Below are 15,301 nucleotides of genomic sequence, written 5' to 3' on the forward strand. Positions count from 1 at the left end.
AACATGAATTTCAGGCAAAAAAAGCCCCGCCAAATTGACGGGGTTGAGGTACGAGCGTGGCGCTCGGAAACGTGGAACGCAACAGGCCCTCCGGTGAAGGAGGGCCGGTCGGTGTTACAGGAGCATGGTGCGGATGTCGCCCAACAGGTCGCTCAGACGCTTGGTGAAGCGTGCGGCAGCGGCGCCGTTGATCACACGGTGATCGTAGGACAGCGACAGTGGCAGCATCAGTTTCGGCTGGAAGGCTTTGCCGTCCCAGACTGGCTGGATGGTTGCCTTGGAAACACCGAGGATCGCCACTTCCGGCGCGTTGACGATCGGCGTGAAGCCGGTGCCGCCAATGTGGCCGAGGCTGGAAATGGTGAAGCAGGCGCCTTGCATCTCGTCCGACGAGAGCTTCTTGGTCCGGGCTTTTTCAGCCAGGGAAGCGGCCTCGGCGGCCAATTGCAGCAGGCTCTTCTGGTCGACGTTCTTGATGACCGGTACCAGCAGGCCATCCGGGGTGTCGACGGCGAAGCCAATGTTCACGTATTTCTTGCGGATGATCGCTTTGCCGCTTGGTGCCAGCGAGCTGTTGAAGTCCGGCAGTTCCTTGAGCAGGTGCGCGCAGGTCTTGAGCAGCAACGGCAGGATGGTCAGCTTGACGCCGGCCTTCTCTGCAACGGCTTTCTGGGCAACACGGAACGCTTCGAGCTCGGTGATATCCGCCGAGTCGAATTGCGTCACGTGCGGCACGTTCAGCCAGCTGCGGTGCAGGTTGGCAGCGCCGACCTGCATCAGACGGGTCATCGGCACTTCTTCGATTTCACCGAAGCGGCTGAAGTCCACGACCGGAATCGGCGGAATGCCCGCGCCACCGGTGGCGCCAGCAGCAGCGGCCGGTGCTTCCTTGGCCTTCTGCATCATGGCTTTGACGTAAACCTGCACGTCTTCTTTCAAGATGCGACCGTGCGGACCACTGGCGCCAACGGCGCTCAGCTCGACACCGAATTCGCGGGCCAGTTGACGCACGGCAGGACCGGCGTGAACTTTCGCGCCTGGCTTGGCAGGTGCGGCGGCTGGAGCGGCAACAGGTGCAGCGGCAGCAGGAGCAGCAGCGGCTGGAGCAGATGCGCTCGGAGCAGCAGCAGGCGCCGGAGCAGCAGCCGGGGCAGCGCCTTTGACTTTCAGCTTGAGGATCAGGTCGCCGGTGCCGACTTCGTCATCGAGCTTGATGGAAACGCTTTCCACCACGCCAGCGGCTGGCGACGGGATTTCCATGCTCGCCTTGTCGGATTCCAGGGTGATCAGCGACTGGTCGGCGGCAACGGTGTCGCCGGCCTTGACCAGGACTTCGATGATCTTGGCCTTGCCCGCCGAACCGATGTCCGGAACGTGGATGTCCTGAACGCTGTCGGCCACTGGAGCAGCCGGTGCGGCAGCGGCAGGCGCTGGAGCCGCGGCGGCAGGTGCGGCCGCCTGAGCTGGAGCGGCAGCAGCCGGTGCAGCAGCGCCCGCCACTTCCAGGTCCAGGATCAGGTCACCCGTGCCGACTTCGTCGTTGAGCTTGACGCTGATGGCCTTGACCACGCCAGCGGCAGGCGACGGGATTTCCATGCTCGCCTTGTCGGATTCCAGGGTGATCAGCGACTGATCAGCTGCGACGGTGTCGCCGACCTTGACCTGGATCTCGATGATCTGGGCCTTGCCCGACGAACCGATGTCCGGCACGTGCACTTGCTGAACGCTGGCGGCAGCCGGCGCAGCAGGAGCGGCGGCGGCAGGGGCAGCAGCCGGTTTGGCTTCAGCCTTGGCCGCCGGTGCGGCTGCCGCAGGGGCCGCTTGCGCGGCACCTTCGACTTCCAGCTCCAGCAGTTCGTCGCCTTCTTTCAGGCGATCGCCCAGCTTAACTTTCAGGCTCTTGATGATACCGGCCTTCGGCGCGGGCACTTCCATGCTCGCCTTGTCCGATTCCAGCGTCAGGATGCTCTGGTCGGCTTCGATACGGTCGCCGACCTTCACAAACAGTTCAATTACTTCACCTTCACCGCTGCCGATGTCAGGTACGCGAATGAGTTCGCTCACAGAATCTCTCCTCAGCAGTCCAGTGGGTTGCGTTTTTCCGGGTTGATACCGAACTTGACGATGGCCTCGGCCACCACTTTAGGTTCGATGTCACCACGGTCAGCCAGTGCTTCCAGGGCTGCCAACACCACGAAATGACGGTCAACTTCGAAGAAATGACGCAGTTTCTTGCGGCTGTCGCTGCGACCGAAGCCGTCGGTGCCCAGGACTTTGAATTCCTTGGACGGTACCCACTGACGGATCTGTTCGGCGAACAGCTTCATGTAGTCGGTAGACGCGATGACCGGACCTTTACGGCCGTTCAGGCACTCTTCCACATAGCTCAGCTTAGGCTTCTGGCCCGGGTGCAGGCGGTTGGTGCGTTCAACGGCCAGGCCGTCGCGACGCAGTTCGTTGAAGCTGGTAACGCTCCACACGTCGGCGCCGACGTTGAACTCTTCACGCAGGATCTTCGCTGCTTCACGGACTTCACGCAGGATGGTGCCGGAGCCCATCAGCTGAACGTGGTGCGCCGCTTCGCGGTTGTCTTCTTCGAGCAGGTACATGCCTTTCTTGATGCCTTCTTCGGCACCGGCCGGCATGGCTGGCTGCTGGTACGACTCGTTCATCACGGTGATGTAGTAGAAGACGTCCTGTTGCTCTTCGGTCATCTTCTTCATGCCGTCCTGAATGATCACCGCCAGCTCGTAGCCGTAGGTCGGATCGTAGGTGCGGCAGTTCGGGATGGTGGCAGCCAGCAGGTGGCTGTGACCGTCTTCGTGTTGCAGGCCTTCACCGTTCAGGGTGGTACGGCCGGCGGTGCCGCCGATCAGGAAGCCACGGGTGCGGCTGTCGCCAGCGGCCCAGGCCAGGTCGCCGATACGCTGGAAGCCGAACATCGAGTAGAAGATGTAGAACGGCAGCATCGGCTGGTTGTGGCTGGAGTACGAAGTACCGGCAGCGATGAAGGAGCTCATGGCGCCTGCTTCGTTAATGCCTTCTTCGAGGATCTGGCCCTTCTGGTCTTCCTTGTAGAACATCACCTGGTCTTTATCGACTGGCTCGTAGAGCTGGCCGACGGAGGAGTAGATGCCCAACTGACGGAACATGCCTTCCATACCGAAGGTACGGGCTTCGTCCGGGATGATCGGTACGATGCGCGGGCCGATTTCCTTGTCCTTGACCAGTTGCGCGAGGATCCGCACGAAGGCCATGGTGGTGGAGATTTCACGGTCGCCCGAGCCGTCCAGGATCGCCTTGAGGGTGTCCAGTGGCGGGGTCGGAATGTTGAAGCTTTGCGCGCGGCGCTGTGGTACGAAACCGCCCAGTGCGGTACGGCGCTCGCTCAGGTAACGGGCTTCGGCGCTGCCTTCTTCCGGTTTGAAGAACGGCAGGTTTTCGAGTTCGTCGTCTTTGACCGGGATGTCGAAACGATCGCGGAACAACTTCAGGCTTTCGACATCGACCTTCTTGGTGTTGTGCGCGGTGTTTTTCGCTTCGCCGGCACCGGTGCCATAACCCTTGATGGTCTTGGCCAGGATAACGGTCGGTTGTTCTTTGTGGTTGACCGCTTCGTGGTACGCCGCGTAGACCTTGTACGGGTCGTGGCCGCCACGGTTGAGTTTCCAGATCTCGTCGTCGGACAGGTCTTCAACCATCGCCTTGAGTTCTGGCGTGTTGAAGAAGTGTTCACGCACGAACGCGCCGTCTTTGGCTTTGTAGTTCTGGTACTCGCCGTCGATGACTTCGTCCATGCGGCGTTGCAGGATGCCGTCGACGTCCTTGGCCAGCAGTGGGTCCCAGAAACGGCCCCAGATGACTTTGGTCACGTTCCACTGGGCACCGCGGAACACGCCTTCGAGTTCCTGGATGATCTTGCCATTGCCGCGAACCGGGCCGTCGAGGCGCTGCAGGTTGCAGTTGATGACGAAGATCAGGTTGTCCAGCTTCTCGCGGCCGGCCAGGGAGATCGCGCCCAGGGATTCCGGCTCGTCGCACTCGCCGTCGCCCAGGAAGCACCAGACTTTCTGTTTGCCTGGCTGGATGAAGCCACGGTGTTCCAGGTACTTCATGAAGCGTGCCTGGTAGATCGCCTGGATCGGGCCCAGACCCATCGATACGGTCGGGAACTGCCAGAAGTCAGGCATCAGCCAAGGGTGCGGGTAGGACGACAGGCCCTGACCGTCGACTTCCTGGCGGAAGTTGTTCATCTGGTCTTCGGTGATGCGGCCTTCCATGAACGCGCGGGCGTAAACGCCTGGCGAGGTGTGGCCCTGGAAGTAGATCAGGTCGCCGCCGTGTTCGTCGGTCGGGGCCTGGAAGAAGTAGTTGAAGCCGATGTCATACAGGGTCGCACTGGAAGCGAAGCTGGAGATGTGACCGCCGAGGTCAGAATCTTTCAGGTTCGTACGCATTACCATGGCCATCGCGTTCCAGCGTACCAACGAGCGAATGCGGCGTTCCATGAACAGGTCGCCAGGCATGCGTGCTTCGTGGGTAACGGGGATCGTGTTGCGGTAAGGCGTGGTGATGGCGTAAGGCAACTGCGAACCGCTGCGGGTCGCGAGTTCACCCATACGGGTCATCAGATAGTGAGCACGGTCTTCGCCTTCTTTGTCGAGAACCGATTCCAGGGCGTCCAGCCATTCCTGGGTTTCGACGGGATCGAGGTCTTGCATGGCTTGCTCCAGGGCGGAAAGGCTACCAGAATCGGTTGCCTGAGTTAGCGACTGGCCTTGTGGGCAGACGTTATGAATTCTTGGATTGCCGACAGGTTGTTCCGGCGGCGTGTAGTTTTACTACAAATCTTCCGGCATTTCAGCCCGTCTAATGTATATACGAGTAGTAAAACTACAGATGAGCGGCTTGTGGCCCCCGGCTGCGTTGTGAGAATAATCGTTAAGGTTGGTCTTTTTCCAACTACAAAAGGTAAAAGCTTGATGCTGGCTGCCAAAATAAAAGAAATTTCAGCTATTTCTAACTTTTGTTCGACACTCCCTCAGGTAGTGGGTTTTCGAAAACCACTACATGCAGTCGTTTGTACGCCGATCAAGGATAGACCATGAGCCTCCCTTCGCTTGCTGAACTGCCCGCCATTCTCCTGCCGTTGGTCACCCGCGCCGAGCAGTCGTTCCGGGCTGCCGTCGCCTCCCTGGACGATGACCACGGGCTGTCTGCCTGGACGCCGGAACGCTGGGCACAATTTGCCCGCGTCACCGCCGCCAGCGATTTCGTGATTGAACAGTGTGTTCGTGACCCTTTGATGTTGCTGGAGTTGGTGCAGTCCGGCGAACTGGACCGCAGCTTCGCTTCCGGTGAGTTGTGCGCTCAGATCGCGACCGCCGTGAGTGTGGCCGAGACTGAAGATCAACTCGGCCGCGCCTTGCGTCGTCAACGTGCGCGCCACCAGGTGCGGATCATCTGGCGCGACCTGGCCCGCCAGGCCGACCTCGTCCAGACCTGCCGCGACCTCTCGGACATGGCCGATGCCAGCATCGATCAGGCCTATCAGTGGTTGTACGTGCGGCATTGTCAGCAGTTCGGCGTGCCGACCGGCCGGCGCAGCGGCGAGCCGCAGCAGATGGTCATTCTCGGCATGGGCAAGCTCGGTGCCGTAGAGCTGAACCTGTCCTCGGACATCGACCTGATTTTTGCCTACCCCGAGGGCGGCGAAACCGTCGGTGTGAAGCGCGCGCTGGATAACCAGGAGTTCTTCATTCGTCTGGGCCAGCGTCTGATCAAGGCCCTGGACCCGATGACCGTCGACGGCTTTGTATTCCGCGTAGACATGCGCTTGCGTCCCTACGGTTCGGCGGGTGCCCTGGTGCTGAGCTTCAATGCACTGGAGCAGTATTACCAGGATCAGGGGCGCGACTGGGAACGCTACGCGATGATCAAGTCGCGGGTGGTGGCCGGCGATCAAGTGGCCGGCGCGCAACTGCAAGACATGCTGCGACCGTTCGTTTACCGGCGTTACCTGGACTTCTCGGCCATCGAAGCGCTGCGCACCATGAAGCAGTTGATCCAGCAGGAAGTGCGGCGCAAGGGCATGGCCGACAACATCAAGCTGGGTTCCGGCGGTATTCGCGAGGTCGAGTTTATTGCCCAGGCGTTCCAGTTGATTCACGGCGGCCGCGATTTGAGCTTGCAGCAGCGCCCACTATTAAAGGTGCTGAGCACACTGGAAGGCCAAGGTTACCTGCCGCCCGCTGTGATCAGCGAGTTGCGTGAAGGTTACGAATTCCTGCGTTACACCGAACACGCGATTCAGGCGATTGCCGATCGCCAGACGCAAATGTTGCCCGATGGCGAGCAGGATCAGGCGCGCATTGCCTTTATGCTGGGTTTCGCCAACTGGACCGCTTTCCACGAACAACTGATGTATTGGCGTGGGCGCGTGGCCTGGCACTTCGGGCAGGTGATCGCCGATCCCGACGAAGAGCAGGGCGCCGAAAGTGAGGTGGTGGTCGGCGGTGAGTGGCTGCCGCTGTGGGAAGAGGCTCAGGACGATGAGGCCGCCTGCCGCCAACTGGAAGAGGGTGGTTTCAAGGATGCCCCCAAGGCCTTGAATGCCTTGGCCGGCTTGCGCAGCAGCCCGCAATTGAGGGCGATGCAGCGACTGGGGCGCGAACGTCTCGATGCGTTCATACCGCGTTTGCTCGCGCAGGCCGTGGAGCATGCCAATCCGGATCTGGTGTTGGAACGAGTGCTGCCGCTGGTTGAAGCCGTGGCCCGTCGTTCCGCGTACCTGGTGCTGTTGACCGAGAACCCCGGTGCGCTGCGGCGTTTGCTGACGCTGTGCGCGGCGAGCCCGTGGATTGCCGAGCAAATCACCCGTTTTCCGCTGCTGCTCGACGAATTGCTCAACGAAGGCCGGCTGTTCAAACCGCCACTGGCGCCTGAATTGGCCGCCGAACTGCGCGAACGCCTGACGCGGATTCCCGAGGACGACCTCGAACAGCAAATGGAAGCCCTGCGCCACTTCAAGCTGGCGCATCGCTTGCGAGTAGCCGCATCGGAAATCGCCGGCAGCCTGCCGCTGATGAAAGTCAGCGACTACCTGACCTGGCTCGCCGAAGCGATTCTTGAACAGGTGCTGGCACTGGCCTGGCGCCAGACCGTGGCCAAGTACGGTACGCCGCTGCGCACCGATGGCACCTTGTGCGATCCCGGCTTCATCATTGTCGGTTATGGGAAAGTCGGCGGCCTGGAACTCGGGCATGGTTCGGACCTGGACCTGGTGTTCATCCACGACGGCGATCCGCAGGCTGAGACCGATGGACCGAAGCCCATCGATGGCGCGCAGTTTTTCACTCGTCTGGGGCAACGGATCATTCACTTGCTGACGGCACAGACCAACTCCGGGCAGTTGTATGAAGTGGACATGCGTCTGCGGCCGTCCGGTGCGTCGGGGTTGCTGGTGAGTTCCCTGGGGGCGTTTGCCCGTTATCAGGAGAACGAAGCCTGGACCTGGGAACACCAGGCGCTGGTGCGGGCGCGAGTGCTGGTGGGCAGTCAGGATGTCGGCCAGGCCTTCGAGAAAGTCCGTGCCGCGATATTGGGCAAGACGCGAGATCTGCCGACCCTGCGCCAAGAGGTCAGCGAGATGCGCGCCAAGATGCGCGATAACCTCGGCAGCAAGAGCACGGCGGCCGGCACCGGGGCAAATGCCTTCGAAGCCACGGCGCCGTTCGATATCAAGCAGGACGCCGGAGGTATCGTCGATATTGAATTTATGGTGCAATACGCGGCCCTGGCGTGGTCCGAAACACACCCGCCATTGCTGCGCTGGACGGACAACATCCGCATTCTGGAAGAGCTGGAGCATGAAGGGCTGATGCCCGTCGAAGATGCCGGCCTGTTGCGTGAAGCGTATAAAGCTTACCGCTCCGCCGCCCACCGGCAGGCTCTGCAGAAGAACCCGGGGGTGATACCGGCTGACCAGTTCGCGGACGAACGGCGGCAGGTCATGCGGATCTGGCGTGAGCTGGGGCTAGGCTGAAACGGGATATTCGATACGCCAATATTCCCTGTAGGAGCGAGCCTGTGGCGAGGGGGCTTGCCCCCGTTTGAGTGCGTAGCACTCACAAGATCTTTGGTACATCAGAGTTTTTGGGGCTGCTTTGCAGCCCAACGGGGGCAAGCCCCCTCGCCACAAGCTCGCTCCCACGGTAGATCTACGGTGTTTTGTAGAATTCTCGAGGCGGGGAGGCGTAGGCCTCCCCGGTTCGTTTATGGAAACCACATGAAAATTCTGATCGTTGGGCCCAGTTGGGTCGGTGACATGGTGATGGCGCAGACACTTTTCCAGTGTCTGAAACAACGCCACCCGCAATGCGAAATCGACGTGCTGGCCCCCGAGTGGAGCCGGCCGATTCTTGAGCGCATGCCCGAAGTTCGCCAGGCCTTGAGCTTTCCGCTCGGTCACGGTGTCCTGGAACTGGCGACGCGTCGGCGCATCGGTAAATCCCTGACTGGCCAGTACGACCAGGCGATCCTGTTGCCCAATTCCCTGAAGTCGGCGCTGGTGCCGTTCTTTGCCGGTATCCCGAAGCGCACGGGCTGGCGTGGCGAATTCCGCTATGGCTTGCTCAATGACGTGCGCACGCTGGATAAAGATCGTTATCCGCTGATGATCGAGCGCTTCATGGCCCTGGCTTACGAGCCGGGCGTCGAGTTGCCAAAACCCTATCCGCGTCCGACGCTACAGATCGACCCGGTAACCCGTGAAGCGGCGCTGGCGAAGTTCGGCCTGACCCTCGACCGTCCCGTGTTGGCCCTGTGCCCCGGCGCCGAGTTTGGCGAGTCCAAGCGCTGGCCGTCCGAGCATTACGCCAAGGTCGCCGAAGCGAAGATCCGCGAAGGCTGGCAAGTCTGGCTGTTCGGTTCGAAAAACGACCACGCCGTGGGTGAAGACATCCGCGCGCGGCTGATTCCCGGCCTGCGTGAAGAGTCTGTCAACCTCAGCGGCGGCACCTCCCTGGCCGAAGCCATTGACCTGCTGTCCTGTGCCGATTCTGTGGTGTCCAACGACTCCGGCCTGATGCACGTCGCCGCCGCGCTGAATCGTCCGCTGGTCGCGGTCTACGGTTCAACTTCGCCGGGTTTCACGCCACCGTTGGCCGAGCATGTGGAAATCGTACGCCTGGGCATCGAGTGCAGTCCGTGCTTCGACCGCACCTGCCGTTTCGGTCATTACAACTGCCTGCGCCAGCTCATGCCGCAGGCGGTGAACGAAGCCTTGCAGCGGTTGCAAGGCACTGTGGTCGAGGTCAAATAGCTTGCGGGTTCTGTTGATCAAGACATCTTCGCTGGGCGACGTCATTCACGCGTTGCCGGCGTTGACCGACGCGGCGCGGGCGATTCCCGGCATCAAATTCGACTGGGTGGTGGAAGAAGGCTTTGCCGAGATCCCGACCTGGCATCCGGCGGTGGGCAAGGTGATTCCGGTGGCGATCCGTCGCTGGCGAAAAAACATCTGGCAGACCATCAAGAGCGGTGAGTGGAAGCGCTTCAAGCAAAGTGTGCGCTCCACCCAATATGACTTGGTGATCGACGCCCAGGGCTTGTTGAAAAGCGCCTGGCTGACCCGTTACGTCAAGGCTCCGGTGGCTGGCCTCGATAAAAACTCGGCGCGCGAGCCCATCGCTGCGCGCTTTTACGATCGACGTCTGGCCGTTGCCCGTGGGCAGCATGCGGTGGAGCGAGTGCGTCAGTTGTTCGCCATCGCGCTGGGCTATGACTTGCCCAAGGGGCTGGGCGACTACGGCTTGAGCGTCGAGCGTCTGGTGGAGCTGCCGCGCAAGAACCCGTACGTGGTGTTTCTGCACGGGACCACCTGGGACACCAAGCACTGGCCCGAAGCCTACTGGCGCGAGCTGACCGAGCGGGTTGGCTATCTTGGCGTTGGTGTGAAACTGCCATGGGGCAATGCCGTGGAAAAGGTCCGCGCCGAGCGCATCGCCGCAGGATTCAAACACGCCGAAGTTCTGCCAAAACTGAACCTGGCCGGAGTCGGCAAGGTGCTGGCCGGCGCCCAGGCCTGCGTGGCGGTGGACACCGGTCTGGGCCATTTGGCCGCCGCGCTGGATGTGCCGACGCTGTCGCTGTTCGGCCCGACCAATCCGGGCCTGACCGGTGCCTATGGCAAGGTGCAGATTCACCTGGCCAGCGACTTCCCTTGTGCGCCGTGCCTGCAAAAGAAATGCACCTATCAACCGACGGCCGACGATGCCCGTCAATTTGACCTGAAGCGCGAGTGGCCATTGTGCTTCACGCGTCTGAACCCTGAGCGTGTCGCCAGCCGACTGAGCACGTTGTTAATGGCTGAGGAGCTGCGCTGATGCAATTGGCATTTGTCCTGTACAAATATTTTCCGTTTGGCGGCTTGCAGCGCGATTTCATGCGAATCGCTCTGGAGTGCCAGAAGCGCGGTCATCAGATTCGCGTCTACACGCTGATCTGGGAAGGCGACGTGCCGCCGGGTTTCGAAGTGCTGGTGGCGCCGGTCAAGGCATTCTTTAACCATCGCCGCAACGAAAAGCTTAGTGAATGGATGGAGGCGGACCTGGCCAAGCGCCCGGTCGACCGTCTGATCGGTTTCAACAAGATGCCGGGCCTGGACGTCTACTACGCCGCCGACGGCTGCTTCGAAGACAAGGCGCAGAACCTGCGCAACTCGCTGTACCGCCGCTGGGGCCGCTATCGCCACTTCGCCGAGTACGAGCGAGCGGTGTTCGCAAAGGACGCCAAGACCGAAGTGCTGATGATTTCCGAAGTCCAGCAGCCGCTGTTCATCAAGCATTACGACACGCCGCTGGAGCGTTTCCACTTGCTGCCACCGGGTATCGCCCAAGACCGTCGCCGACCGGCCGATGCCGATGACATTCGCGCCGGGTTCCGCGCGGAATTCGATCTCAAGGACGACGAACTGCTGCTGGTGCAGATCGGCTCCGGGTTCAAGACCAAGGGCGTGGACCGCAGCCTCAAGGCGCTCGCGGCATTGCCTGCCGAGTTGAGGAAACGCACCCGACTGTTTGTAATTGGCCAGGATGACCCCAAGTTATTCCAGATGCAGAGCGCAACATTGGGGCTTGGCGACAACGTCACGTTCCTCAAGGGGCGCAGCGATATCCCGCGTTTCCTGTTGGGTGCCGATCTGTTGATCCACCCTGCGTACAACGAAAATACCGGTACCGTGCTGCTCGAAGCACTGGTGGCCGGTTTGCCGGTGCTGGTGAGCGCGGTGTGCGGTTACGCCCATTACATTGCCGAGGCCGACGCTGGCCTGGTGCTGGACGAACCGTTCGATCAGGCGCAACTGACGCAATACCTGACCGGCATGTTGAACGACGCTCAAGCAAGGGCGGCCTGGAGCCGCAATGGTCTGGCCTTCGCCGAGACGGCCGACCTCTACAGCATGCCGCAGCACGCGGCCGATGTGATTCTGGCGGAGCACGCTTAAATGAAGTTGATGCTGGCTGAACCGTTCAAGAGCCTTTGGGCCGGACGCGACCCGTTCGCCGAAGTCGAGGGGCTTAAGGGCGAGGTGTACCGCGAGCTGGAAGCACGCCGGACATTGCGCACGGAAGTCGACGGCAACGGATTTTTCGTGAAAATCCACCGCGGCATCGGCTGGGGCGAAATCTTCAAGAACCTGCTCACCGCCAAATTGCCGGTACTCGGCGCGGGCCAGGAGTGGAAGGCGATTCAGCGCCTGCAGGAAGCCGGCGTGCCGACCATGACCGCCGTCGCGTACGGCGAGAAGGGCAGCAACCCGGCCGACCAGCACTCGTTCATCGTCACCGAAGAGTTGGCGCCCACCGTCAGCCTCGAAGACTTCAGCATTAACTGGACCAAGCAGGCGCCCGAGCCAAAACTCAAGCGCGCGCTGATCGCCGAGGTCGCACGCATGACCGGCATGATGCACCGCGCCGGGGTCAACCACCGCGACTGCTACATCTGCCATTTCCTGCTGCACACCGACAAACCGGTGACCTTTGATGACTTCAAGCTCTCGGTGATCGACCTGCACCGCGCCCAGACCCGCCCGGCTATTACCTCGCGCTGGCGCAACAAGGATCTGGCCGCGCTGTATTTTTCCGCGCTGGACATCGGCCTGACCCGCCGCGACAAATTGCGTTTTCTCAAGGGCTACTTCCAGCAACCGTTGCGGCAGATCTTGAGCGAAGAGGCCGGGCTGTTGAGCTGGCTCGATGGCAAGGCCAACAAGCTCTACGAGCGTAAACAGCGATACGGGGATGCGCTCTGATGTCGGGTTGGAAACTGGAGCCGGCCTACAGCGAACTGGCCGATGACTTCGGCAGCCTTGAGGCCGTGTTTGCGCTGCAAGGCGAGCGTTTGACCAAGGACCTGCTGTCGGAGGTCATTCGTGTGCAGCGCAATGGCGTCAACTATTACGTCAAACGCTACGTGGGCGCCGGAAAAGGCTTGCGCCGTTATCTCGGCAAGCCTCGGGTGAAGATGGAGTGGCAGAACCTCAAGCGCTTTGCCAAGTGGGGCATTCCCACCGCCGAAGTGGTGGCCTGGGGGCTGGAGCGGCGCGGTGCGGCTTACGCTCGCGGCGCGATGATTACCCGGGAACTGCCGCGCACCGAAGACTTGTCGGCACTGGCCGAGCGACACGATCCGAAATTGTCGGATCGCGCCTGGGTCGATGCCGTCAGTCGTCAGTTGGCGCAGTACACCCGGACCATGCACGACCACCGCTTCACCCATAATGATCTGAAGTGGCGCAATCTGTTGATCGACGATGAGGCTCGCCTGTTTTTGATCGATTGCCCCAACGGTGATTTTTGGCGCGGTTTCTGGCTCAAGTACCGCATTACCAAGGATCTGGCGTGCCTGGACAAGGTTGCCAAGTATCAACTGTCGGCTACCCAGCGCCTGCGCTTTTACCTGCAATACCGCAACCGGACCCGGCTTAACGCCGCGGATAAAAAACGCATCCGGCACGTGGTGAGATTTTTCGAGGGACGCGAATGACTGATTTCCTGGCCGCTGAGGACCGTGCGCTGCTTGAGCGCCATGGCCTCGGCACGTTCGAGGCGCTCTGGGCCAAGCAGCTCGATGCGGTGGACGAACCCAACACCGGTCGCGGCGGCTGGAGCAGTGTGTTTCGGCTGGATCTGGAAGGTCATGGCTACTACCTCAAGCGTCAAAGCAACTACCTGACCCGCACGTTACGCGCACCCTTCGGCGAGCCGAGCTTCGCGCGTGAGTTTCGCAACATCTCCCGTTACCGGAAGATGGGCATTCCGGCGCTGGAGGCGGTGTTCTACGGGGAGCGCAAGGTCAATGGCGAAGTCCGTGCGATCCTGCTGACCCGTGCCCTGGATGGTTGGGACGACCTCGACTCGCTGTTGCAGCGCTGGGCTCAATTGAGCCCCGAGCAGCACTCGGAGATCCTCAAGGCCAGTGGCGAACTGGCCCGGCAACTGCACGCTGCGCGCCAGGTGCACGGGTGCTTCTATCCCAAGCACATTTTCATGCGCGCCACCGGCAACGGCTATCAGGCGCAGTTGATCGATCTGGAAAAGACCCGGCCGCTGCTGTACGGGCAGCGTGATCGAATCAAGGACCTGGAACCGCTGACGCGTCGCGCGCCCGAGTGGGGCGAGTCGCAACTGCGGCAATTGCTGGCCGCCTATCTGGATCAACCGCAGGACAGCTCGCTGATCGACAGCTGGCTGCAGCGGTTGACGGCGCGGCGCAGCCAGAAGGGGCCGCGCTGATGCGTTTGTCTGAACTGAAAGCCGCTGGCCGCAATCCGGTTTTGCCGCTGAGTGTATCGCTGGCCGACGCCGCCGGCCCCGCCGATCTGCAACTGCTAAGCCTGTTGCGGGTGTTGCCGGGGCAGCGTTATGTCGGTGCCGGCGTCTGGCGTGGGCGGCCGGTGTTGGCCAAGTTGCTGGTCGGCAGCAAGGCCGCGCGGCATTTTCAGCGTGAACTGGACGGCGTGCGCCTGCTCTCTGCTCAGGGGCTGACCACGCCGCAGCTGTTGGCCGATGGGCTGAAGGAAGGCGAGGGTGGCTGGCTCCTGTTCGAGTTCCTGGAGGGCGCCGAAAGCCTGGGTGAAACCTGGAAACAGGTTGAGCAGCAGCCCGTATTGTCCGATGGACAAGGGGCGGTGCTGGCCGAGGCGTTGGGCGCCATCGGTCAGATGCATCGCAAGGGCCTGTGGCAGGAAGACCTGCATCTGGACAACCTGCTGCGTCAACGTGGTCGTCTGTACTTGATCGACGGCGCCGGGATTTGCTCCGAAACGCCGGGGCAGCCGCTGTCGCGGCAGAAGGTCCTGGAAAACCTCGGGGTGTTTTTCGCCCAGTTGCCCAAATCGCTTGAGCCCTTCATCGAAGAGTTGCTGGTGTATTACCTGCTCAGCAACGGCGAGCACGCCCTGCCCATGGAAGCGTTGCAGAAGCAGATCGACAAGGTCCGCAGCTGGCGCCTCAAGGACTATCTGATCAAGGTCGGCCGCGAATGCACGCTGTTCAGCGTGCAGCGCGGAGCCTTCGGCTTGCAGGCGATTCGTCGCGAGGAAGAGGCCGCCATGTTGCCGGTGCTGGAGCAGGCCGATGCCTTGCTCGACCAGGGGCATCTGTACAAGACCGGTGGTGCGGCGAGCGTCGGCAAGGTCGAGGTGGATGGTCGCACGCTGGTCATCAAGCGCTACAACATCAAGGGTTTTGCCCATTGGCTCAAGCGCTTCTGGCGTCCGAGCCGGGCCTGGCATTCATGGCGCGAAGGCAATCGCCTGGCGTTCCTCGGGATTGCCACGCCCAAGCCGCTGGCGTTGCTCGAGACGCGTTTTTTGTGGCTGCGCAGCCGTGCCTACTTGATCACCGAGTACCTGCCGGGGCCGGACATCATTGAGCGTTTTGCGCCATATATTGAAAGCGGTGATGCACCGGAGTCCGAACTGGCGGCGCTGGATCATCTGTTTGCCGAACTGATTCGTGAGCGCGTCAGTCATGGCGACTTCAAGGGTCATAACCTGTTCTGGCAGCAGGATCGCTGGGCGTTGATCGACCTCGACTCGATGTGCCAGCACGGCTCCCTCGGCAGTTTCGCCCCGGCGTACGCCAGGGATCGCGCGCGGTTTATGCGCAACTGGCCTGAAGGCAGTGCCCTTTATCAGGTGATTGATCAGCGTTTGCCCAAGGATATTATTTCCAGCGCTGGCTGAATCCTTTTTGCGAGCAGGCTCGCTCCCACAAGGATTGGTGGTGAGCGCAAG

The 15,301-nt window shown here is 61.4% G+C and carries 10 protein-coding genes; 8 read left to right on the plus strand and 2 right to left on the minus strand.

The window, feature by feature from the left end:
* Window positions 1-114: 114 nt before the first annotated feature.
* Complete coding sequence (gene aceF / locus B0D71_RS26415; protein ID WP_103397331.1) at window positions 115-2,064, minus strand: dihydrolipoyllysine-residue acetyltransferase; 1,950 nt, start codon at window positions 2,062-2,064, stop codon at window positions 115-117.
* An 11-nt stretch (window positions 2,065-2,075) separates the two neighbouring features.
* Window positions 2,076-4,721, minus strand: coding sequence for a pyruvate dehydrogenase (acetyl-transferring), homodimeric type (gene aceE, locus B0D71_RS26420; RefSeq protein WP_103397332.1), 2,646 nt, complete (start codon window positions 4,719-4,721; stop codon window positions 2,076-2,078).
* A 383-nt stretch (window positions 4,722-5,104) separates the two neighbouring features.
* Between aceE and glnE the strand changes: the two genes are divergently transcribed.
* The 8 genes from glnE to B0D71_RS26460 all read left to right on the plus strand — a co-directional run bounded on the left by glnE (window position 5,105) and on the right by B0D71_RS26460 (window position 15,250).
* Window positions 5,105-8,044, plus strand: coding sequence for a bifunctional [glutamate--ammonia ligase]-adenylyl-L-tyrosine phosphorylase/[glutamate--ammonia-ligase] adenylyltransferase (glnE, locus tag B0D71_RS26425; protein ID WP_103397333.1), 2,940 nt, complete (start codon window positions 5,105-5,107; stop codon window positions 8,042-8,044).
* A 243-nt stretch (window positions 8,045-8,287) separates the two neighbouring features.
* Window positions 8,288-9,322, plus strand: a complete 1,035-nt coding sequence (waaF, locus tag B0D71_RS26430; protein ID WP_103397334.1) for a lipopolysaccharide heptosyltransferase II — start codon at window positions 8,288-8,290, stop codon at window positions 9,320-9,322.
* A 1-nt stretch (window position 9,323) separates the two neighbouring features.
* Complete coding sequence (waaC, locus tag B0D71_RS26435) at window positions 9,324-10,385, plus strand: lipopolysaccharide heptosyltransferase I (protein WP_103397335.1); 1,062 nt, start codon at window positions 9,324-9,326, stop codon at window positions 10,383-10,385.
* Complete coding sequence (locus B0D71_RS26440) at window positions 10,385-11,506, plus strand: glycosyltransferase family 4 protein (protein ID WP_103397336.1); 1,122 nt, start codon at window positions 10,385-10,387, stop codon at window positions 11,504-11,506. The genes waaC and B0D71_RS26440 overlap by 1 nt, the downstream gene beginning before the upstream one ends.
* Window positions 11,507-12,313: a lipopolysaccharide core heptose(I) kinase RfaP gene (gene rfaP, locus B0D71_RS26445; RefSeq protein WP_103397337.1), complete on the plus strand. Its 807-nt coding sequence runs from the start codon at window positions 11,507-11,509 to the stop codon at window positions 12,311-12,313.
* Entirely contained in the window at window positions 12,313-13,047 is a 735-nt protein-coding gene (locus B0D71_RS26450; protein WP_103397338.1) for a lipopolysaccharide kinase InaA family protein, read from the plus strand. The genes rfaP and B0D71_RS26450 overlap by 1 nt, the downstream gene beginning before the upstream one ends.
* Complete coding sequence (locus B0D71_RS26455) at window positions 13,044-13,796, plus strand: lipopolysaccharide kinase InaA family protein (protein ID WP_103397339.1); 753 nt, start codon at window positions 13,044-13,046, stop codon at window positions 13,794-13,796. Before B0D71_RS26450 ends, B0D71_RS26455 begins: the two co-directional genes overlap by 4 nt.
* A complete protein-coding gene (locus tag B0D71_RS26460; protein WP_103397340.1) occupies window positions 13,796-15,250 on the plus strand; it encodes a lipopolysaccharide kinase InaA family protein in 1,455 nt (484 codons plus the stop codon). Before B0D71_RS26455 ends, B0D71_RS26460 begins: the two co-directional genes overlap by 1 nt.
* Window positions 15,251-15,301: the final 51 nt, after the last annotated feature.

This window comes from Pseudomonas laurylsulfativorans (genome assembly GCF_002906155.1).
GTDB classification, from domain to species: Bacteria; Pseudomonadota; Gammaproteobacteria; order Pseudomonadales; family Pseudomonadaceae; genus Aquipseudomonas; species Aquipseudomonas laurylsulfativorans.